Here is a 23157-nt window from a genome sequence, read left to right as displayed (position 1 = left end):
GGGTGGATTATTGCTGTATATGGCAGTCGCCGCAGAAGGATGTGCGTCCGTGAAGGCGCATCTCGACCAGATGGCGCAGACGGTCGCGTAAGCCTTCGAGGCCTACGGTGTCAATTACATCGGCCATGAATGCCTGCATGAGCATGGTGCGTGCAGTCTTCTCCGAGATACCGCGCTGACGCATGTAGAACAGCGCGTCCTGGTCAAGCTGTCCGGTAGTGGCGCCGTGGCTACACTTCACATCGTCGCAATATATCAGCAGTTGTGGTTTGGTATGCATTCGCGCTCCGTCTGATGCCAGCAGGTTGCGGTTGCTCTGATAGGCTTCAGTCAGTATTGCACCGGGGTGTACGGTTATTCCTCCTTCAAAAGCGCCACGCGCGTCATCGTCAAGTATATATTTGAACATCTGACGGCTATGGCAGCGAGGAGCACGGTGATTAACTGTCGAATCGTTGTCGATATGCTGCTTGGCCGACCCTATGGCCATACCTCCGAGGAATGTATCGCAATGTTCGCCGAGTATGTCGATAGTATAGTCATTGCGTGTGGTGCCGTTGCTCAAAGTAGTGCCGTTCAACACCAGATGCGAGCCCTCCCGCTGGGTAGCATATGTCATGCTCCAGCGCGATGTCATAGCCGATGACTCCTCCATATCGTACAGCTCAAGCGAGGCGTTGCGGCCAACAATTATTTCTACAACCTGCTGCGCGAGGTATGCCCGGTCGCAATCCTGTGTGTGGTCACAAACGAGAATCTGAGCGGAAGCGTCATCGTCGACAATCACAAGCACGCGGCGGAAAGCGGCAAGAGGCACACTCGAACTGAATATATTGACAAGCTGCAGCGGCTTCTCAAGGCGCACTCCGCGCGGCACATACACAATCACACCGTCCTGTACGAGAAGAGTGTTCAGCGCTACTCCGACATTGCCGGAGGGAGCGGTCTTGCCATAATATCGTTCAACAAGTTCCGGACAATCTGCCGCCACTTTCGCAAGAGAACCGAATATGACTCCCTGCGGCAGACGCTGGGCATTGCCTTCAGCCGGTATGAATGAATCGTTGAGCACGAATCCCATGACTGTAGACATTCGCGGCACCTCACACTTGAAGGTTGCGGCAACGTTGACCGGGATATGCACCCGCGAGATGTTTACGCCGAAGTCAGGCGCAAGCATATCCTCGATAGATGTCTTTTCATATCCTTCGGTACGCATGGTGGGGAGCTTGGCCCCCTCCAGAGCCTCAAGTGCAGCGGGACGCAGCGCATTGATTGCCGGCGCCGAATGGGCGTCGATGTCAGCGGCGTTGTCGCGGTAGAGGCTTATATATTGGTCGATGCTGCTCATGAGGCAAAACGTTTTTTTATTGTGCGTCAACTTCCTCTTTGAGCCAGTCGTAGCCACGCTCTTCCAATTCAAGAGCCAGTTCGGGGCCACCTGTGCGGATTATGCGCCCCTTGTAGAGAACATGGACAAAATCGGGCTTAATATAGTCGAGCAGACGCTGATAATGTGTAATCACGATAGTGGCGTTGCGGTCGGTCTTCAGAGTGTTCACACCGCCGGCCACTATGCGCAGCGCATCGATGTCGAGACCGGAGTCGGTCTCGTCAAGTATGGCGAGACGAGGCTCGAGCATGGCCATCTGAAATATCTCGTTGCGCTTCTTCTCTCCTCCGGAGAATCCCTCGTTGACCGAGCGCGAGGCCAACTTGTTGTCAAGCTCCACAATGGCACGCTTCTGTCGCATAAGTTTCAGGAAGTCGCTCGCAGAGAGAGCCGGTTCGTTGAAATATTTGCGTTTCTCGTTGACAGCAGCACGCATGAAGTTGACCATCGTCACTCCGGGAATCTCAACCGGATACTGGAACGAAAGGAACAACCCTTCGTGACTGCGGTCCTCGGCCGAAAGGTCGAGCAACTGTTTGCCGTGAAAGTCGACAGAGCCGCCTGTGACTTCATAACCCGGAGCACCGGCGAGCACCATCGACAGAGTCGACTTGCCAGAGCCGTTAGGGCCCATGATGGCATGTACCTCACCGGGGTGAACCTGCAGGTTGATTCCCTTTAATATCTCCTTGCCGTCGATAGAGGCGTGGAGGTCTTTGATATCGAGAAGTAATTCTTCCATTGATATGATATATTTTCTATTTCTGTTATTCAAATGTCCGGCGGCATGAATTACAGCCATGGACAACGGTGTCGGGCCTCGACTTAACCGAGGCGTCAGCCTACACTTCCTTCAAGCGAAATCTGAAGAAGTTTCTGCGCCTCAACGGCAAACTCCATAGGGAGCTTGTTCATAACCTCCTTGGCATAGCCGTTGACAATAAGCCCGATGGCCTCCTCTGTGGGTATGCCTCGTTGATTGCAGTAAAACACCTGGTCTTCGCTGATTTTCGATGTTGTAGCTTCATGCTCCACCACTGCGGTATCGTTGAGCACATCAATGTAAGGAAATGTGTGTGCGCCGCAGTCGGGGCCGAGCAGAAGCGAATCGCACTGGGTGTAATTGCGGCATCCGTCGGCGTCGGGAGCTACCTTTACCAGTCCACGGTAACTGTTCTGACTATGTCCGGCCGAGATACCCTTGCTGACTATGGTAGAGCGGGTATTGCGCCCGAGATGAATCATTTTTGTGCCGGTGTCGGCCTGCTGTCGGTTGCGTGTTACCGCCACAGAGTAGAACTCTCCTACACTGCCCTCTCCCTTGAGGATACAGCCGGGATATTTCCATGTGATGGCCGAACCGGTCTCTACCTGCGTCCACGACAGTTTCGAGTAGTCGCCGCGGCAGAGTCCGCGTTTGGTCACAAAGTTGTATACGCCTCCGCGGCCATCCTTGTCGCCGGCATACCAGTTCTGCACTGTAGAATATTTGACTTCAGCCCGGTCCTCGACTATGATTTCCACGATTGCGGCATGGAGCTGGTTTTCATCACGCATAGGAGCGGTACAGCCTTCGAGATAACTTACGTAGGAATCGTCGTCGGCCACTATCAGAGTGCGCTCAAACTGTCCGGTGCCGGCAGCGTTTATACGGAAATATGTCGACAACTCCATCGGACAGCGCACACCTTTGGGTATATACACAAACGACCCGTCGGAGAACACCGCCGAATTGAGCGCGGCAAAGAAATTGTCGCGGTATGACACAACCTTGCCGAGATAACGCCTCACAAGGTCGGGATAATCGCGTACCGCCTCAGAGAACGAACAGAAGATTATGCCGAGACGGGCAAGTTTCTCCTTGTGTGTGGTCTTTACCGATACAGAATCCATCACTGCATCGACAGCCATTCCCGAGAGCATTTTCTGTTCGGCCAGCGGTATCCCGAGTTTGTCAAAAGTGTCGAGCAACTCGGGGTCGACCTCATCAAGACTCTTGGGGCCTTCTTTCTTGCGTGGAGCGGCATAGTAGCTTATCGCCTGATAATCTATCGGTGGAATGTCGAGATGAGCCCATGTCGGCATATCAAGAGTAAGCCAATAGCGGTAGGCATTGAGACGGAACTCAAGCAGCCACTCCGGCTCCTGCTTCTTGGCCGATATAAGGCGTATCACCTCCTCGCTCAGGCCGCGCGGTATGACGTCGGTATCAATGTCGGATACAAAACCATATTTGTATTCGCCGGAGGTGACATCCTTTATTACGTCGTCATTCTCTGTATTCTGGTTATTGTTGTTATCAGAGCTCATATTTACAGTGACAGTATGTTTTAGTCCTTACTTCTGATATTTATAGTGTGTAAACGCGACAGGCGTGTCAATTGTTGCATGCGTCGTCCAAGTCGGGGCAACAATACTATATCAAGTCGGGCATGGCCACGGATTCGGTACCAATGACTATGCCAAACATCTTCGGAGCGATTCTCATGACCCACGGGAGCATGTCGCCATCCATCAGGGTGGAGGTAGTGAAGATACTGCTTCCCGGAGCCGCCAGATACAACAGATTGAGAATGATACTCAACACCAACAGCCACTTGAACATAGCAAATACGCCTCCGAGCAGATGGTCGAGCCATCCGAACATGAGCGCATGGGTAAGCCTGTGGAGCATCGATGCCACGACACTGACGGTAAGCCATACGAGTATAAAAAGCAACACATTGCCTACAATAGCTGCCGAAGTAGCCGATTCAAAAGTGCCGGGAAGCATCTCCGCAAGCATTGTGCCTGCCTGCGAGCCGAATATGCGGCATGCGATAAGCCCCAGCACGATACCTCCGAGCGAAGCGACCTGACGTATCAGGCCTTTCCACACTCCATAGGCTATCGAGCCGAAAAGCACACATGTCAATATGATGTCTATTGCACTCACCGATAATTGATGCGCGTATACTGCGACACACTAAAATACCCGCAAAATTAGCAAATCCCCGCGACTTGGCCAATACCCTATCGGTCTGCAACAGGGCTGGCGCATGAGATTTAACTATCCTTAAAGACTTTGTACAGATATTCAGTGCTCCACATACATTTTTTGCGTCTTCGTTTAAGGCTGAGTTTATCGTTCTGCTTTTTAAGCATTTCCAATGCATACTTGCGCATCGCTGAAAAATTGACAGCGCCATTCTTGGCGCGTACGCGGCACATATCTTCCCGAAACGTCACGTCGAGATGCCAGTGCAGTTTGTTCTCGATACCCCAGTGCGCACGAATACGCATCGCATAGTAAGAAGCCTCATCTTTCTCCACGCTGCTGAGATAGTAGATTGTTTCACGCGAGCGGGCACCGTTCTCAGTACGCTCACGCTCCATCTTTATGATACGTTTAAGACCGGGCCACTTCTCGTACATTCCCTCCTGTTCCAAAAGTGTCGTATCCATAATTGAACAGGTTCTCTTCTCAACTCTTCCGTGCCCCTTTTCCTCGGTTGTGTATACCGATAATGGAGTAGTCCTACTAAAGATACTTTCCGTCAAGCTCTTGAGTATCGGCTGATTGTCTTTAAGCGCCATCAGATAGTCGCCGCCCTGGAGCATGATCTGTTCTGCGATATTACGGTGGGTCCCCATTGCGTCGACTGAAACCAATGCCCCTGTAAGCCATAAAGAGGACAATACGGACGGCAGAACCGTAAGTTCGTTGGTCTTGCCATCCACCGGCTTTTCGGCAACGCAGATTTCTGTTTCAGATACCCACGCATTGAGGATATACAGTCCGTGGCATCCGGGACTCCTGGGATTTTCACCCCGCAGTTTCTTACCGTCAATGATGACCTGATTGCCGCACAGGGATTCGATTATGTGGCCTCGGCAGCAATCAAGACTTGCCCGGAGCTGAGCGGGATTGACAGACTCTACAACACGAAGTATCGTGTCACCACACGGGACGCCGTTGCTAAGCTTCAGCAATCCGGCGGCCTTGAATTCTTCCTCTCGGTCTGTAACCATATCCGATATGTCGTCACAGTCCTCACAATCACACAACACGCCGATGAGTGCCATTCGGAGCACATCCTCGAGCTCATGTTTAACCTTGCCCAAGTCACGCGGGTCTTTTACTTTGCTGAAAATTTCTATTTGCATACCTCTAATATATCCATTTTCAGCAATATATGCAATATCTGAAAGTTTATTTCACATAATCAGGTGAATTTTTGACTGAATTTGAGTTAAATCTCATGCGCCAGCCCTGGGTCTGCAATCTCTGAAATTGTATTTTCCTCCGCCTCCATGTCTTTGCGGCTTTTGCTCATGGTTACAAGGAATACTCCGGCAAATATCAATAGTATTGCAAACGCTTTTGTTATGCCAAATGTATCCATACCCCATAATATTGCACCTATGCAGGCCACAAGAGGTTGGATGTAATTATACATTCCCGCCACAGTAGGACGAAGGCGCTTCTGACCGATTACAACAAGTATGTAAGATACAAATGTCGCCCCAACAACAACCAATGACAAGGCTCCCCATTCCATAGATGTGACAGCATCCCATCTTGTCTCCGATAGCTGCCGAGTAGAAAAAGGCACCATACATATGAAAGCAAACGTGAACATCCACTTCATTACGGTAAATATTGAATAACGGGATACAAAATCCTTGAAAAGCACTATATAGAGAGCATAACTCAATTGTGCTGTCATGACTATTAAATCGCCCCATATTGACGAAGATACAGCTCCGGCTGCCGAACTTCCTCCAAGAATAAGGAGCACCGCACCAGTGGCACCGGCCGCAATACCCATTATTTTCTTTCCGGTTATAGGCTCTTTCAGAAAAAACGCTGCAAGAACCATAGCCCATAACGGCATGCTTGTAGTAATTATGGACGCGTTTGTCGGGGATGTCATTCCCAGACCGGTAATGAAACATCCTTGATTAAAGATGATTGCAAGCAACGATGCTCCAAAGAGTTTTGCCATATCCTTCGACCCAACATGTTCCGGTTTCATGCACAGAGATACAAGCCAGAACAGAATCATGGCTCCTGCAATACGCAAATTGGTTACTACCAACGGGGTTATTGTGCCACTGATCATTACAAATTTAGCTATTGGAGACATTACACCCCAAATTGCATTGGCTCCAAACATTGAGACATGTCCTTTTAAATCTATTTTCATAGGTCGATATATCGTTGTTTATTTATACATTAAGAGACATAAATCGTCAAGCAAGGGATAAAAAACGCAATCTGCAATCAAGGGTGCAAAATTACGATTTTTTCACAAACAATTATGAAATCTTTATCTCCCTAAAACAGCCGGCACATTGACGTAAATCAATGGTAATTTGTATCAAAAAGCAAAGCCGCATTCCAATGCAGGATGCGGCCTTGTATAACATATAATGGAGGGTTATTCGGCAGTATTGTCGGTATCGGCGGTGTAGGGCTTGCCCTTTAGCCAGCGGTCGAGCCAACGGAAGAATACACGCTGCCAGAGGATAGCGTTCTGGGGCTTGAGAATCCAGTGGTTTTCGTCGGGGAAGATAAGCATCTCGGCAGGTATTCCGCGGAGCTTGGCGGCATTGAATGCCATCTCGCCCTGCGACGACAGTATGCGATAGTCGTACTCACCGTGGGTAATGAGTATGGGAGTATCCCATTTGTCGACGAAACGGTGGGGCGACATCTCAAATGTGCGCTGTGCGGTGGGGTTGCTCTTGTTCCAATATGCTCCGTAGTCCGGGAAGTCTTTGGTGTCGGCAGGAGCATTCCATGCGCCGCCACCCATGTCCCAGTTGGCAAACCACATCTCTTCAGTCTCAAGATACTGTGCCTCCATATTGAAGATGCCGGCATGTGCGATAAGGCATGCGAAACGGTGGTCGTGGTTGCCGGCAAGCCAGTAAACCGAGAAACCTCCGTAGCTTGCTCCGGTGGCACCGATATGAGCTGCGTCAATCCATGGCTCAGTCTTTACATGGTCGACAGCCGAGAGGTAGTCGCGCATGTTCTGTCCGGGATAGTCTCCGGAAATCTGCGCGTTCCATTCTGTGCCGAATCCCGGGAGGCCGCGGCGGTTGGGCGCAATCACCACATAGCCGTGAGCGGCCATAAGAGCAAGATTCCAGCGATAACTCCAGAACTGGCTCACGGCCTGCTGGGGCCCACCCTGGCAGTACAGAAGTCCGGGATATTTCTGTGTGGGATCAAAATTCTGAGGTTTTACAATCCAGGTAAGCATCTCCTTTCCGTCTGTGGTGGGTACCATGCGGCGCTCTACGGTAGGCATAGTCAGCTGAGCATAGATGTCATCGTTGACGGAGGAGATAGCCCGGGGTTCTTCGCCGGAAGCCGCATAATATAGTTCGTTGGGACGGAGCATGGAATGGCGCATGGTCACAAGTGCGGCATCACTTACAGGGGCCAGACCGTCGTAGTCAAATTCACCCTGGGCTACGACACTGATTGTTCCGTCAAGACCGATTGCAAATACCGGACGCACACCGTCGCGATATGCCAGGAAGAAAAGTCCGCGGCCGGAAGGCTGCCAGGAAATGGCATCGACAGTATAGTCCCATGCGGCTGTAAGGTCGCGCTTCTCGCCGGTAGACATATCCATCAGCATTATCCGGTTTTTATCGCTCTCATACCCGTCGTGCTCCATGCTGAGCCACGCAAGCTGAGTGCCGTCGGGAGAGAATGCGGGAGCTGTGTCGTAGCCGCCCATCCCCTCGGTAAGATTGGTCACACTCTTTGATGCAAGGTCGTAGAGATAGAGGTCGGAATTGGTAGAGAGTGCATACTCCACACCGGTTTTCTTGCGCGACACGTATACGAGTTTTTTGCTGTCGGGCGACCAAGCAAACGACTCAATACCACTGAATGGCTTCATCGGAGCTTCGTAAGGCTCGTCGGCCATTATGTCAGTAACATCGGTAACTTCGTTTCCGTCAAAAGCCCCGAGGAAAGGATGAGGAATCTCTGTCACCCATTCATCCCAGTGCTTGTACATAAGGTCGTCAATGATTCGACCTGTGGCCTTGGGTAGATCGGAATATACATCGGAGGCTTTACGTGAGTATTTCACGTTGCTTACCATCAATATATGTTTCTCGTCGGGAGAGATTACAAATCCGCTCACCCCTTTTTCGAGTTTGCTCACGCACTTGCGGCCACTGCCGTCGGCATTCATGACCCATACCTGCATGGCATCGCCATCGGGGTAGAGGAAAGCGATACGCTTGCCATTCTCAATCCATACGGCGTTACTCTCGGATTTGGGCGTACGTGTAATACGCTGAGTGTCGGTACCGTCGACATTCATTACATAGAGATCATTGTTTGAGGCATTTTCCTCAACACTTTCATAACTTACTCCGAACAAGACCTTGGTTTTATCGGGCGACACTACAGGGCCCGACACACGTCCGAGCGCCTCAAGCGCCTCGATAGTGAAGATGCCGTCGGCGCTCTTGAAATCGGGTTTGTCAATCATCTTGCCATCCTCCGATGATGTGCCGGTACATGCGGCCGTGGTGGCAAGCAATGCTGCTGACATGATGATGTTTGAAAATTTTAAATTCATATGTTATTGATTTGCAGAATCGATTTCCTGCAAAATTAACGATAAATACCCGAATACGCAAAAAGAGATGTCGCCTATCCGGTGATAAACTGGCGACATCATAAGCAATACATTAATCATATGCAATATCAGAAACGCGGTGGACGTCCGCCGCCGGGACCTCTGCGAGGTCCGCCATGGCCGCCAGGCCCTACGGCTTCATTGAATCCGGAGGGGCGTTTACCTTTCCCGAATGTATTGAAACGATACGAGAATGACAACATGAAATAGCGTGTGAGCGAGTTGTAACTTGTATCGTCGATATAGCTCGCTGTTACGCTGCGGTTAAGCGATTTTTTGTTCTGTAGCAAATCATAGGCCTTTATCGATATGGTAGCGTTGCGCTCGCGCAAGAACTGATAGGAAATCTGGGCATTCCACATCCATTCGTCGGAATCGTAGCCTGCTGCATAGCCGCGGTTGGCAGTAAAACTAAGGTCGGTGCTCAATACCAAGCCGAAAGGCGCATACCATTGCCCGTTGAAACGGGCGCCATAGTTGGTAATGTCGTTGCTGTTTACGCTTTTGAGCGAATTGCGGGTAGTCTGGAGTCCATAGAACGGGCGAAGTTCGATATCCCAGACATCCGTACGGAACGCAAGCCCGAGTGACGGACGGAAATTGAATGCCCCGCTACGGTTGCGCTGACCGTTGTTGAACCCTATCGACTGGGTATAGCGTGAGAAGATATGTATGTTTGTCTGCCAGTGGCGATTGCGCAGAGGCATTGACATCATCGCAAAGAATCCGGCATTCCAATTACCATTAACATTGGCATATGTGGTCTGCTGACCGCCGGTCTGCTGGTTGAATGTGGTCTTGCTGACTATGGCGTTCTGCACGACCTGCGCGTAAGCCATAGCCATTATGGAGCGCTGTGCGTCGGCATTGAAGTCCTGGAAGCGGAGACGAACATTGTGGGAGAACGATGGGTCGAGATTGGGATTACCGACGACAATACGCAAAGGGTTGGACATGTCGGCCACGGGCTGCAACTGTGTCATTGATGGGGCAGAGGTACGGCCACGATAATCGAGTGTGATGCTGCGAGTCTTTGACAGTTTGTGACGGTAACGGAGGAACGGAGCTATGTTCCACACCCATCGCGAAATGTTTTTTTCGGTGTTGATAAGGTTGTCGCTCTTTGACATGGAGGGTGTAAGCCCGATTCCTACATTGAAATTAAAATCTTTGCTTATCTTTTTGAATCCAACCTGTATGCGCTGGTTGAAGAAGGTGTTGCGGAAACGGTTGGAAAGGTCGGGGTTCCATACCTCTTCAAGATAGTCAATCACAGGATCTGATCCATCGCCGGGATATGTGACAGGATGGTCATACACCATCTTGTCGGCATTGTTCCAACGATAGCTCATGCGATAGCTTATGTCGATGAAACGTCCCTTCTTCGCATCACCTATAGGCTCGGTCCATGTGGCGCGAAATCCTACGGTATTGCTCCACGTGTGATTGTCGGTATACTGGTCCTGCAGATCGTCGGGGTCTACGCCCGGGGTGAAGAACTTGTTCCATGAATAGGAGTAATCGTCCTCGCGCACATTAGACATTGAATACTCGGCCATAAGTGAGAACGAACGCCCGGGATGACTTTTGGACATGTGGTTGAACCACAACTCGGCACCGGCCTCATAGGAGTTTCCTTTTGAATCGCCGGTGTTTATACTGCGGTTGACAGGCGAACGCATTGCATCACCGGCGGATGTAAGAGAACTGTCGGCACTCAGCGAATGATTGAAATTGAATGAGAATCTCGGGCGCAGTTCCAGTGTGGTAAACGAATCGGGCTTCCACTCTATACGGAAGTCGCCACGCACGTTGTGTCCTTTGTCGCGCGATGTGCTCTGCGAATTGAGGTATGACGCCGAGTCGGGAAATATATACTGTCGTTCCTGACGCTTGCGTGTATCTTGATCCGTGTGGCTATACAATACATCTCCACCGGCACGGAATGTCTCGTCCTGGCGACCGACATTGAAATTGAATCCAAGCGACTGAGACGTATTCACGCCGTTGTCTCCTCCAAAACGACGAAAACGGCTACCGTTGCTGTCGGTAAATCCAAGCTGGTTTATATTGTTGAAATTGCCCAAAAATGTTATCTGATTTCCGTTCCAGAAGCGATTTACATTAAAATCGCCTGCATAGCGGCTATCGGTGCCCGCTCCGGCATTGGCCACGCCAAACCAGCCATTTTTCATACCTGGCTTCACGGTAAGATTTATTACAGTTTCCTCCTCGCCGTCGTCGACACCAGTAAGGCGCGCGAGATCGCTCTTGCGGTCTACAACCTGGAGCTTATCAATCATAGTCGCAGGAAGATTTTTTGAGGCTACTTTTGGGTCATCGGAGAAAAATTCCTTGCCATCGACAAGTATTTTTGTGACTTCCTTGCCATGTGCGGTAATCTTTCCATCAGAATCAACTTCTACACCGGGGAGCTTTTTCAGCAATTCCTCCATAGCGGCACCAGGCTGAGTCTTGTAGGAGCCTGCATTGTACTCAACGGTATCCTCTTTCACTACAATTTCTGTCTTAACCGCAGTCACAACAGTCTCCTTAAGCATAATCGAAGATTCCTTAAGCACAATTGGCTTAAGACGTACATTTGATGACGCCACATTGACATCTGTATTGGAAGGATCATATCCTATATATGAAGTCTGTACGATATAGTTGCCGCGATTTATTCCTGAGAGACTGAATCGTCCGTCGATATTTGTTGTTCCACCTTTAACAAAAGAGCTGTCTTTTACTGACAGAAGCCTTACTGTAGCTTCAATCATCGGTTCTCCTATTGAATCGGTAACAGTGCCGCTTACGGTATAAGCCTTTGCACCGGCAACAGTAAAAATAATTAATGCGAAAGCCATCAACGGCTTACGTAAGAATTTCAGCATAACGCGTAGTGATATTTTATGAGGACAATCTTTTTTTGGAAAATTAGTACGCTTTGTTGGAGTATTTATACAAAAAAAGGTTTAACCATGAATGAAAATTTTTATTGTGTTTAACATTTGACGTTGTACTCATATAGCCAATATTATCGAATGAGCAATATATCATATTTTTCGAGAAAAGCGCCTTTCTTACAAACGCCTACAGTTCAGTATATTACACCTGTTACGCACGAATAAAGCAACCTCGACTCGAATTTTTTCAAAAAAAAGTCGCTCAAAAATTTGAAAGTTATATAAAAGAGCCGTAACTTTGCATCGCTTTAACGGAGAACACAGGGCGCTTAGCTCAGCTGGTTCAGAGCATCTGCCTTACAAGCAGAGGGTCGGGGGTTCGAATCCCTCAGCGCCCACAGATGAAAAGACATCTTAAAATCGAGTGTTCTCAGTGATTAAAGTTCCGGAATTTCCGGATTTCCCTAACGGGCGCTTAGCTCAGCTGGTTCAGAGCATCTGCCTTACAAGCAGAGGGTCGGGGGTTCGAATCCCTCAGCGCCCACAGATGAGAAGTCATCTTAAAATCGAGTATCCTCAATGATTAAGTTCGGAATTTCCGAATTTTCCCTAACGGGCGCTTAGCTCAGCTGGTTCAGAGCATCTGCCTTACAAGCAGAGGGTCGGGGGTTCGAATCCCTCAGCGCCCACAAAAAAAAAGTCCTGACTTTTAGTCAGGACTTTTTTTTAACGAGGCTCGATGCGCGGAGCTGTATCTGTTGGCATGATGCTTTGAACAGCCGCCTCCATGGCATCTTCCGACATAAAACCGATATTACGGTCAATCTCACCTTTTTTGTTTACGAACAGCAATGTAGGCACGGCCTCCACACCATACTGCTTGGCAAGTTGCGGAGCCTTGTCAATGTCCACATATATAAACTGTACCTTCCCATGGTATTTCTTAGCCAGTTTATCGAAGATGGGGTGCATCTGTCGACACGGACCACACCATGAAGCAGAGAAATCTACGACAATTGGCATAGGCTGAGGCTCACCAAACTCAAGGATATCATTCGGGCCGAGCTCAATAGGCTTGGGAACTGCATTGGCGATTTCCTCCTCGGTTTTCTCAACAGCATTTGTATTTTCGGCTTCACCATTCTGTGCGCTCCGGCTGCCGCATCCAATCATAGCAGACGAAAGCAATACGGCACATACTAATAACTTGATTGTTTTCATTCTTATATATTACTGATTTATCGACAGACACAGGCCACATAAAATTCCGGCGTGCACTGTGTATGCCAGACTAATAAAACTTCCAAAAGATAATAAAGGCAGAAAGTTTCCATTATATCAGAAAACATTCTGCCTTATATTTTAGTTCGAATAGGAAACACCTAATCGTCATTCCGGATTAATGCCGGAATCTAAACGCATTAGAGAGCAGCGGCAAGAGCTCCGTTAGTCTTACGCACAGCCTCGGCGCTCTTCTTGAAGAGAGCCTTCTCTTCTTCGTTGAGAGAGAGTTCTACAATCTTTTCGATACCGTTGCGGCCGAGAAGACAGGGAACACCGATACAGATGTCGCTTTCTCCATATTCGCCTTCAACGAGAGCAGAGCAGGGAATCACACGCTTTTCATCGTGGAGTACGGCACGCACGAGTTCGGCTGCTGCTGCGCCGGGAGCCATCCATGCCGATGTACCGAGAAGTGAGGTCAGAGTTGCACCGCCCACCATTGTGTCGGCAGCAACTTTTTCGAGCTGCTCCTTGGGGAGGAATTCTGTAGCAGGAACACCACGATAAGCAGCGTAGCGCACCAGAGGAATCATTGTTGTATCGCCATGACCACCAATAACCATGCCCTCGATTTCGTTAGGATTAGCGTTTAATGCAAGGCTAAGGAAATATTTGAAGCGAGAGCTGTCGAGGGCACCACCCATACCGATAATGCGATTCTTGGGCAGACCGGATGTCTTGTGGATAAGGTAGGTCAGTGTGTCCATAGGATTGGCAACACAGATGATTATGGGGTTCTTGCTGTATTTGAGTACATTCTCCATAACCGACTTAACGATACCGGCATTTACACCGATAAGCTCCTCACGTGTCATGCCGGGCTTGCGGGGAATGCCTGAAGTAATAACAACGATATCGCTGTCCTTTGTCTTTTCATAGTCATTGGTCACACCGGTCATGTGAGTGTTGACATGAAGCAGATTGGCTGTCTGCATGATATCCATGGCCTTTCCCTCAGAGAGACCTTCCTTGATATCGATAAGTACTACTTCGTCGGCTACATTACGTGTAACCAATACATTTGCACAGGTGGCACCTACATTACCGGCACCTACTACAGTTACCTTTGACATAATTGAATTTTGATTGGGTTTATTATTGTTTATATGCTTGTTTCTATTGCAATGACAGAATGCATCACGCCATTTCCGACATGAGCATCACAAAATTAATCAATAATTTTATAGACATGAAAAATTTAAAGAAATTTTTCTTTAATGAACTCCCTTTAATCGAAAAAAATTACAGATATATCATTTATATCCGCCGATAAAAATGCCTGATGAAGAATGACGATAAAACTACATCTCAAAGTTCCCGGCACCCTCTCTGACAATTACCGGATTGGAACTATCAGTAAGATCGACTACTGTAGATGATACAGTGCGACCTTCACCTCCATCAATAATAAATGATGCCTCTGATTCATATCTGCGTGCTATCATTTCCGGATTTACGATTTCGTGCATAAAATCTACATCAGTCTCACTCAGCGCCGAGGCTGATAGCAGCGGATTGCCAAGCGCATGAGCAAGACACCGGGCTATATCGTTATTCGGAATACGTACTCCAACCACCTTACGTCCCTTGAATATCCTAGGCAATGTAGTGGCGGCAGGCAATATGAATGTGTATGGACCAGGCAAACACGACTTCAGAATACGATAAGCCCTATTGTCAATCTTTACATACTCGGCAGCCTGCGATATATCATTACATATAATCGACAGATTAACCTTTTGCGGATTAATATTCTTCAGATGACAGATTCTCTCGATAGCACGCGCATTAAGAGCATCGCAACCTATTGCGTAAAGCGTATCTGTCGGATATACTATCAACTGCCCATCTTTCAAAGCCTTTGTTGCAACCTCAATATAGCGTTCGTTGATACTGGTTTCATATGTCCTTAGAATCGTTGTCATGATATATACAATTTACTTAAGTAAGTCATCAAAATTATTCTATATTCCAGCGACAGGATTTTCGCTTGATTTTCCCACAACGAGGGATGAGTGTGTCGAGCTGCCTAACCGACGAAAAAGCCGAAAAGTAACGGAAAAGACTCCTCTTGAAGTATAAAGAATTAAGAGATTTCATATACATGACTGCTTTTATGACCTATCTATCATTAAAATGGTTTGCGATACTTGTCGGAATCTGAGTCCTCAAGCACCGAGAGATATGAGGTATAGCGCGAACGAGCTATGATATTGTCCTCAAGCGCCTGCAGCACTGCACAACCGGGTTCATGTGTATGTGTACAATTGCCGTAACGACATCCGGATGAAACTCTGAAAATCTCCGGGAAATAATGGGCCACCTCATTTCGTTTAAAATCAATCGTACCAAATCCCTTTACTCCAGGTGTGTCAATCACCCAACCTCCAACCGGAAGTGGGTAGGCCTCTGAAAATGTAGTTGTATGCTGCCCGGTATCATGTTGCTGGGATATCTCAGCAGTACGTACAGACACTCCCGGAATCAAGTCATTGATTATTGTAGACTTGCCTACTCCTGAATTGCCGGCAAGAAGATTAATACCTCCGGCCATACCTCGGGTCATATCCTCAATCCCGGTTCCGTCCTTAGCACATGCAATAATGGTATCATAGCCAATCGAAGAATATAGGTAATCGACCGCATCGAGCAGCTCACGCCCATCACTGTCCTGAAGTAAGTCAGTCTTATTGAACACAATGGTAACAGGCACATTATATGCCTCTGCCGAAGCAAGAAAACGGTCAATAAATGTTGTTGAAGTCACCGGATGATCAATCGTCACAACCAGATATGCCCTGTCGATATTTGATGCCAAAATATGTGACTCCTTGGAGAGATTGCTCGCCCTACGGATAATATAATTTTTTCTTGGATAAATCGACGTTATGAACCCTGTCCCATCGTCATTGACAACCACACACACCCTATCGCCGACAGCTACAGGATTAGTGGTGCGTATGCCCTTAATTCTGAAATTGCCTTTAATCTTAGCCGGAATCTCTCGCTTATCATCAGTATAAACGACATACCAGCTACCTGTATTCTTTATTACCAAACCATCCATTGAATATGTTTAATTGACAAAGATACACAAAATTTTTAGTTTCTCCATTCATTAATAAAAGTCCGACCCAGGAATTGTTCATACCCAAACATAATGAATGAAAGAATTCATGCATCTAAGTGAGCTCTATGTGATGAACGTATAGCGCATATGCTGTGGGCGGCATAAAGAGAGCGGGGTATACAAAAAAAGACAGAGCCCGATGATTCTGTATCATCAGGCTCTGTCATGAAGGGGGCGGTTACCTACTCTCCCACTTTCGCAGTACCATCGGCGTGGCGGGGTTTAACTTCTCTGTTCGGAATGGGAAGAGGTGGAGCCCCCGCGCTATGGCCACCTTAGTTTTATCTTCTCCTGTCACCGGTACTTATCGTCCGGCCGGTATGGGTCAGGTCGGTAGCACTCTGGAAGCAATGACAAATCATTTACTCACGACTCCTGCTGTCGTATACTATCACTTGTTATTTGGGGGGATTATACTCCCCGGAAAGGGTTCGGGCTATTAGTATTGCTCGGCTGTGGACATTGCTGCCCCTGCACCTGCAACCTATCTACGTCGTAGTCTGCAACGACCCTATATGGAGGAGATCTTATCTTGAGGAGGGCTTCGTGCTTAGATGCTTTCAGCACTTATCCTGTCCAGACGCGGATACCCGGCGGTGCACCTGGCGGTACAACCGGTAAACCGGTGGTCTGTCCAGCACGGTCCTCTCGTACTAGTGCCGGACCCTCGCAAATCTCCTACGCCCACAACAGATAGAGACCGAACTGTCTCACGACGTTCTGAACCCAGCTCGCGTGCCACTTTAATAGGCGAACAGCCTAACCCTTGGGACCTTCTCCAGCCCCGGGATGTGACGAGCCGACATCGAGGTGCCAAACCACTCCGTCGATATGAGCTCTTGGGAGGGATCAGCCTGTTATCCCCGGAGTACCTTTTATCCTTTGAGCGATGGCCCTTCCATGCGGAACCACCGGATCACTATGCTCTAGTTTCCTACCTGTGCGACTTGTTTGTCTCCCAGTCAAGCGCGCTTGTGCCATTACACTCTGCGGCCGGTTACCAATCGGCCTGAGCGCACCTTTAGAAGCCTCCGTTACTCTTTTGGAGGCGACCACCCCAGTCAAACTACCCACCAAGCAGTGTCCTCTCAAACGAGAGTTAGAGACCAAATGTGCGAAGGTCAGTATTTCAACGTCGACTCCTCAGGAACTGGCGTCCCTGATTCGCTGTCTCCTGACTATCCTACACATCGCACACCCGGTCACAGTGCTAAGCTGCAGTAAAGGTTCACGGGGTCTTTTCGTCCCGTTGCGGGTAATCGGCATCTTCACCGATACTACAATTTCACCGAGTTCATGGTTGAGACAGTGTCCAGATCATTACACCATTCGTGCAGGTCGGAACTTACCCGACAAGGAATTTCGCTACCTTAGGACCGTTATAGTTACGGCCGCCGTTTACCGGGGCTTCAATTCAATGCTTCTCTTGCGATGACATCTCCTCTTAACCTTCCGGCACCGGGCAGGTGTCAGGCTATATTCTTCGTCTTTAAACTTTGCATAGCCCTGTGTTTTTGTTAAACAGTTGCCTGGACCTATTCTCTGCGCCCCGCCTTGCAGCGGGGACCCCTTATCCCGAAGTTACGGGGTCAATTTGCCTAGTTCCTTAACCATGATTCTCTCGAGCGCCTTAGTATATTCTACCCGACCACCTGTGTCGGTTTACGGTACGGGCCAACGCAAGATTTGTTTAGCGGGTTTTCTTGGGAGCCGGATTACCATCTCTGTCCGATCCGCCGGGGCTTCTCGGTACTGTCCCGTTTCATCATACAGCGTGTACTTGACTGCGCCGTATATAACTACGCGGTTTAACGTGCTATTCCGTCAGCACGCGGATGTGTCACTTCTCCGTCGCCGCATCACTCTTGCGCCGGGTGCCGGAATATTGACCGGCTGTCCATCGGATACGCCTTGCGGCTTCTCCTTAGGTCCCGACTTAACCTGATCCGATTAGCGTTGATCAGGAACCCTTGGTCTTTCGGCGTTGGGGTTTCTCGCCCCAATTATCGTTACTTATACCTACATTTGCTTTTCCGGTACCTCCAGCAAGGCTCGCGCCTCACCTTCTGCGGCGTGCGGAATGCTCCCCTACCAATCTCAAAGCTATTTGAGATTCCACGGCTGCGGCAGCGGACTTATGCCCGATTATTATCCATGCGGGATCACTCGACTAGTGAGCTGTTACGCACTCTTTAAATGAATGGCTGCTTCCAAGCCAACATCCTAGCTGTCAAGGCAATCCCACCTCGTTATGGTCTTCAACTTAGCCCGCATTTGGGGGCCTTGGCCGGTGGTCTGAGTTGTTCCTCTCTCGGACGCGGACCTTAGCACCCGCGCCCTCACTCCCGGGGATCGTGCCGCGGCATTCGGAGTTCGTCAGGACTTGATAGGCGGTGAAGCCCTCGCATCCTATCGGTCGCTCTACCTCCGCGGTACTGACCCCGAGGCTGCACCTAAATGCATTTCGGGGAGTACGAGCTATCTCCAAGTTTGATTGGCCTTTCACTCCTACCCTCAGGTCATCCGAAAGCTTTTCAACGCTTACCGGTTCGGTCCTCCAGTGGGTGTTACCCCACCTTCAACCTGCCCAAGGGTAGATCACTTGGTTTCGCGTCCACCTCCGCCGACTCTGACGCCCTGTTCAGACTCGCTTTCGCTCCGGCTCCGTGCCTGATGACACTTAGCCTCGCCGGCGACGGTGACTCGTAGGTTCATTATGCAAAAGGCACGCTCTCACCCCACTCAAGGGCTCGAACCGCTTGTAGGCACATGATTTCAGGGTCTGTTTCACTCCTCTGTTCGAGGTTCTTTTCACCTTTCCCTCACGGTACTGGTTCGCTATCGGTCTCTCGGTAGTGTTTAGCCTTGCCGGATGGTCCCGGCTGATTCTCGCAGGATTTCTCGTGTCCCGCGATACTCAGGTGCCTGTCTCTTCAATATCCTCCGGATTTCGCCTAAGGGGCTTTCACCCGCTACGGCCCGGCTTTCCAGCCGGTTCGGCTATCCTGGATACCAAATTTGTCGTCAGGTCCTACAACCCCGGATGATGCGTTGCCACATCTCCGGTTTGGGCTCCTCCGCGTTCGCTCGCCACTACTTGCGGAATCATTGTTATTTTCTTTTCCTCCGGGTACTGAGATGTTTCAGTTCCCCGGGTTCGCCTCTGCGCATACCGCAGATACCGGAATCGCTTCCGGTGGGTTGCCCCATTCGGAAATCCGCGGCTCAATGGGTATTTGCCCCTCCCCGCGGCTTATCGCAGCTTGTCACGTCCTTCTTCGCCTCCGAGAGCCAAGGCATCCTTCATGTGCCCTTGTCTCCTTTCCTTGGTGTCTTTTGACTTGACTCATCATAAGATGAGCCCGCCGTATATTGTAGTATACTTTGCCAATTTGGTCACTCGTATTTCGATTTGTCTGTCATGACTTTTATCATGACTGCTTCCAGTATGTCAATGTGCTCCTTCCTGTGTGGAGAATAACGGATTCGAACCGTTGACCCCCTGCTTGCAAAGCAGGTGCTCTAGCCAGCTGAGCTAATCCCCCGTTTCCACATCATGAAGATGCGGTATGGGAAAACAATATCCAAGCAGTAAAGAGACCGGGATATGACCCGAAACGCCTCTCTGTGTCATTCCGGCCAAACCTTACGGTCCGGCTGACGTTTTGCCTTCGTTAAGGTCGTCGTTTCCTCCTGAGTTCACCGCTTGTGCGGTCGCTCCAGAAAGGAGGTGTTCCAGCCGCACCTTCCGGTACGGCTACCTTGTTACGACTTAGCCCCAGTCACCGGTCTTACCCTAGGACGCTCCTTGCGGTCACGTACTTCAGGCACTCCCGGCTCCCATGGCTTGACGGGCGGTGTGTACAAGGCCCGGGAACGTATTCACCGCGCCGTGGCTGATGCGCGATTACTAGCGAATCCAGCTTCATGGAGTCGGGTTGCAGACTCCAATCCGAACTGAGACGGCTTTTCGGGTTCCGCTCGGCGTCGCCGCCTGGCTTCCCGCTGTGGCCGCCATTGTAACACGTGTGTCGCCCCGGACGTAAGGGCCGTGCTGATTTGACGTCATCCCCGCCTTCCTCTCAGCTTGCGCCGGCAGTCTCGACAGAGTTCCCAGCTTAACCTGTTGGCAACTGTCGATAGGGGTTGCGCTCGTTATGGCACTTAAGCCGACACCTCACGGCACGAGCTGACGACAACCATGCAGCACCTCGCAGAAGACTCCGTAGAGCTACACCCTTTCAAATGTATTCCTCCTGCGTTTGAGCCCGGGTAAGGTTCCTCGCGTATCATCGAATTAAACCACATGTTCCTCCGCTTGTGCGGGCCCCCGTCAATTCCTTTGAGTTTCACCGTTGCCGGCGTACTCCCCAGGTGGAATGCTTAACGCTTTCGCTGTATCACCCAGAGGTCAATCCCTCCGGACAATTAGCATTCATCGTTTACTGCGTGGACTACCAGGGTATCTAATCCTGTTCGATACCCACGCTTTCGTGCTTCAGCGTCAGTTGGGCGCCGGTATGCTGCCTTCGCAATCGGAGTTCTGCGTGATATCTATGCATTTCACCGCTACACCACGCATTCCGCATACTTCTCGCCCACTCAAGAACATCAGTTTCAACGGCACGACGGGGTTGAGCCCCGAATTTTTACCGCTGACTTGATATTCCGCCTACGCACCCTTTAAACCCAATAAATCCGGATAACGCTCGCATCCTCCGTATTACCGCGGCTGCTGGCACGGAGTTAGCCGATGCTTTTTCTTCAGGTACTCTCGCTAAGCCCACACGTGGACTCAATTGCTCCCTGACAAAAGAAGTTTACAACCCGTAGGGCCGTCATCCTTCACGCGACTTGGCTGGTTCAGGCTCTCGCCCATTGACCAATATTCCTCACTGCTGCCTCCCGTAGGAGTCTGGTCCGTGTCTCAGTACCAGTGTGGGGGACCTTCCTCTCAGAACCCCTAGACATCGTCGCCTTGGTGGGCCGTTACCCCGCCAACAAGCTAATGTCACGCATGCCCATCCGTCTCCGGAGTTGCCTCCTTTGGCCGAAAGAAGATGCCTCCCCCTCGGCCACATGCGGTATTAGGCCGGATTTCTCCGGGTTATCCCGCTGAAACGGGCAGGTTGCATACGCGTTACTCACCCGTGCGCCGGTCGCCGGCGGAGCAAAGCAAGCTTCGCTCCCCGCTGCCCCTCGACTTGCATGTGTTAGGCCTGTCGCTAGCGTTCATCCTGAGCCAGGATCAAACTCTTCGTTGTATGTATTTTGTCTTTGTTTTTTCTATTGCTTTCACGACCGCTGCGCGGTTTGTGAACCAATGAATCGCCGACCCGAAGTGTCATGTCCCGACCGCTTATTGCGCTTGGCTCAGAAATTGGCTAAGAGACTTTCATGTCATACCGCCGTCGTTGCGGCGGCAGACCCTTTCTCTTGTACTACTTGTCTATTGTAAATGCTTTCAATGTTCTTGTCAGACGCTCCCTTGCGGCCCGGAAGACCGGAAGCGAAAAGTGTTGCAAAGTTAATAACTTTCTTTCTTAACTTCCAAACTTTTTCGAAGAAATTTTTGTTTTTATTTCTTGGCGTCTGCCTCACCCCGGCCTCTGCCGGACGGCCTTGAGTCGTTCACCCGTGGGGTGTTTCTCAAAAGCGAGTGCAAAGTTAGACACTTTCCATATTACCTCCAAATTTTTTGACAAGAAAATTATGTCGCAAAACATGCTTTTAAAACTATACTATTATCCCTCAAACAAATAACAATCCTACTTTAACCTTTGTTCACAAATACTTTAAAGTCTCATTATTCCCCTATATACACGATGAGCAAAATGGACATACCACACGTTATATAATTATCAAGTCATCATGCGCAAAAAATAAGCGCAAAATTTATCTTTCAAATTTTCTTCCATAAAAATAACGCCTAATGAAAGCCCTGTATATTTCATCGTCCATACTCCTTAGCATAATTGCAGTCGCATGTAGCCACAAGTCCTCCTACACATCCAACGAAAGTACTATATCCAATTTCCAGATTGTGCAAACGGTAAAGAGCGCGACACGCAACTATATATGCAAAGGCGCAAATGCAGTTTTTGCAGATTCGCTGCCAATCTACAGCAAGGTGCATCTAACAATCCAATGGCCCGAAGAATTAGGAGGCATTAATATACAGCCACTTCAGGATTCGATAATAACGGCAATATATGAAACTCCGAAAACTTCAATTGACGAGACTATTCTTGCCGCCCTCGATTCGCCGGAAGGAAGCGATACATATATAATGGAAGAAATCGACTCCATCCCCTCGGAAGGACAAACGATGACTCTATATCGCGACAAAATCGCATCAGCGATAACATTCAGCCCAAGCTATATCGTATATCAGATAATGACAGCCTCATATGATGGAGGCGCCCACGGCATGACTGTATCACGTTTTATAAACTATGATTTCGATTCCACCCGTGTCATCACTCCTCAGCTTGCATTCAAAGCCGGATGCGATGAAACCTTGTTAAAGGCAATTCAAGAACAACTCATGGCAATGTGCCAGGTAAGATCACTCAACGAACTCGACAATTATGGGATTTTTTCAAACCAGATTTTCGTAAGTCCGGAGTTCTACCTACAGGGCTACAATATCGTATTCCATTACAACCCATACGACATAGCACCCTATTCGACCGGAAGCATTGATGTGTCCGTACCGTATTATACCATCCGTAAATGCCTCTCACCTGAAGTATTACGGTTACTGTCATCAACAGAAATCTGAGT

At 49.4% G+C, this 23157-nt stretch carries 13 protein-coding genes, 4 tRNA genes and 3 rRNA genes; 4 read left to right on the top strand and 16 right to left on the bottom strand.

Annotated features, from left to right (window positions below):
* Window positions 1-7: 7 nt before the first annotated feature.
* The 8 genes from sufD to ADH68_RS08100 form a co-directional block, all read right to left on the bottom strand.
* Window positions 8-1351 (bottom strand): Fe-S cluster assembly protein SufD, encoded by a 1344-nt coding sequence (gene sufD, locus ADH68_RS08135; RefSeq protein WP_068961245.1) that lies wholly within the window; start codon window positions 1349-1351, stop codon window positions 8-10.
* A 16-nt stretch (window positions 1352-1367) separates the two neighbouring features.
* The gene (gene sufC / locus ADH68_RS08130) at window positions 1368-2135 is read right to left on the bottom strand and encodes a Fe-S cluster assembly ATPase SufC (RefSeq protein WP_068961246.1); all 768 of its coding nucleotides are present in this window, start codon (window positions 2133-2135) and stop codon (window positions 1368-1370) included.
* A gap of 95 nt (window positions 2136-2230) precedes the next feature.
* Entirely contained in the window at window positions 2231-3703 is a 1473-nt protein-coding gene (gene sufB, locus ADH68_RS08125) for a Fe-S cluster assembly protein SufB (protein WP_068961247.1), read from the bottom strand.
* A 106-nt stretch (window positions 3704-3809) separates the two neighbouring features.
* Entirely contained in the window at window positions 3810-4328 is a 519-nt protein-coding gene (locus ADH68_RS08120; RefSeq protein WP_068961248.1) for a CvpA family protein, read from the bottom strand.
* 110 nt (window positions 4329-4438) lie between these two features.
* The gene (locus tag ADH68_RS08115; RefSeq protein WP_068960103.1) at window positions 4439-5539 is read right to left on the bottom strand and encodes an ISAs1 family transposase; all 1101 of its coding nucleotides are present in this window, start codon (window positions 5537-5539) and stop codon (window positions 4439-4441) included.
* 86 nt (window positions 5540-5625) lie between these two features.
* The gene (locus tag ADH68_RS08110; protein ID WP_068961249.1) at window positions 5626-6582 is read right to left on the bottom strand and encodes a DMT family transporter; all 957 of its coding nucleotides are present in this window, start codon (window positions 6580-6582) and stop codon (window positions 5626-5628) included.
* A gap of 234 nt (window positions 6583-6816) precedes the next feature.
* Complete coding sequence (locus tag ADH68_RS08105; protein WP_068961250.1) at window positions 6817-8991, bottom strand: S9 family peptidase; 2175 nt, start codon at window positions 8989-8991, stop codon at window positions 6817-6819.
* Between the two features lie 128 nt (window positions 8992-9119).
* A complete protein-coding gene (locus ADH68_RS08100) occupies window positions 9120-11945 on the bottom strand; it encodes a TonB-dependent receptor (protein ID WP_084274079.1) in 2826 nt (941 codons plus the stop codon).
* Window positions 11946-12280: 335 nt separating this feature from the next.
* Here ADH68_RS08100 and ADH68_RS08095 point away from each other — a divergent pair.
* The 3 genes from ADH68_RS08095 to ADH68_RS08085 all read left to right on the top strand — a co-directional run bounded on the left by ADH68_RS08095 (window position 12281) and on the right by ADH68_RS08085 (window position 12646).
* A tRNA-Val gene (locus ADH68_RS08095) sits at window positions 12281-12355 on the top strand.
* A 71-nt stretch (window positions 12356-12426) separates the two neighbouring features.
* A tRNA-Val gene (locus ADH68_RS08090) sits at window positions 12427-12501 on the top strand.
* Between the two features lie 70 nt (window positions 12502-12571).
* Window positions 12572-12646: transfer RNA gene (locus tag ADH68_RS08085), tRNA-Val, on the top strand.
* A 37-nt stretch (window positions 12647-12683) separates the two neighbouring features.
* Here ADH68_RS08085 and ADH68_RS08080 read toward each other — a convergent pair.
* From ADH68_RS08080 to ADH68_RS08045, 8 genes are all read right to left on the bottom strand, one after another.
* A complete protein-coding gene (locus ADH68_RS08080; RefSeq protein ID WP_084274080.1) occupies window positions 12684-13178 on the bottom strand; it encodes a thioredoxin family protein in 495 nt (164 codons plus the stop codon).
* 200 nt (window positions 13179-13378) lie between these two features.
* Window positions 13379-14314, bottom strand: a complete 936-nt coding sequence (locus tag ADH68_RS08075; RefSeq protein WP_068961251.1) for a malate dehydrogenase — start codon at window positions 14312-14314, stop codon at window positions 13379-13381.
* Between the two features lie 228 nt (window positions 14315-14542).
* Entirely contained in the window at window positions 14543-15166 is a 624-nt protein-coding gene (locus tag ADH68_RS08070; RefSeq protein ID WP_068961252.1) for an L-threonylcarbamoyladenylate synthase, read from the bottom strand.
* A 206-nt stretch (window positions 15167-15372) separates the two neighbouring features.
* Window positions 15373-16308 (bottom strand): ribosome small subunit-dependent GTPase A, encoded by a 936-nt coding sequence (rsgA, locus tag ADH68_RS08065; RefSeq protein WP_068961253.1) that lies wholly within the window; start codon window positions 16306-16308, stop codon window positions 15373-15375.
* A 232-nt stretch (window positions 16309-16540) separates the two neighbouring features.
* Window positions 16541-16649 (bottom strand): 5S ribosomal RNA (rrf, locus tag ADH68_RS08060).
* Between the two features lie 141 nt (window positions 16650-16790).
* A 23S ribosomal RNA gene (locus ADH68_RS08055) occupies window positions 16791-19698 on the bottom strand.
* 144 nt (window positions 19699-19842) lie between these two features.
* Window positions 19843-19916, bottom strand: a tRNA-Ala gene (locus ADH68_RS08050).
* A 178-nt stretch (window positions 19917-20094) separates the two neighbouring features.
* A 16S ribosomal RNA gene (locus ADH68_RS08045) occupies window positions 20095-21635 on the bottom strand.
* The 16S, 23S and 5S rRNA genes sit together here with 1 tRNA gene alongside, the layout of an rRNA operon.
* Before the next feature lie 668 nt (window positions 21636-22303).
* Between ADH68_RS08045 and ADH68_RS08040 the strand changes: the two genes are divergently transcribed.
* Window positions 22304-23155: an RsiV family protein gene (locus ADH68_RS08040; RefSeq protein ID WP_068961254.1), complete on the top strand. Its 852-nt coding sequence runs from the start codon at window positions 22304-22306 to the stop codon at window positions 23153-23155.
* Window positions 23156-23157: the final 2 nt, after the last annotated feature.

Source organism: Muribaculum intestinale (assembly GCF_002201515.1).
GTDB classification, from domain to species: Bacteria; Bacteroidota; Bacteroidia; order Bacteroidales; family Muribaculaceae; genus Muribaculum; species Muribaculum intestinale.
This window is presented reverse-complemented; position numbering and strand designations above follow the sequence as displayed.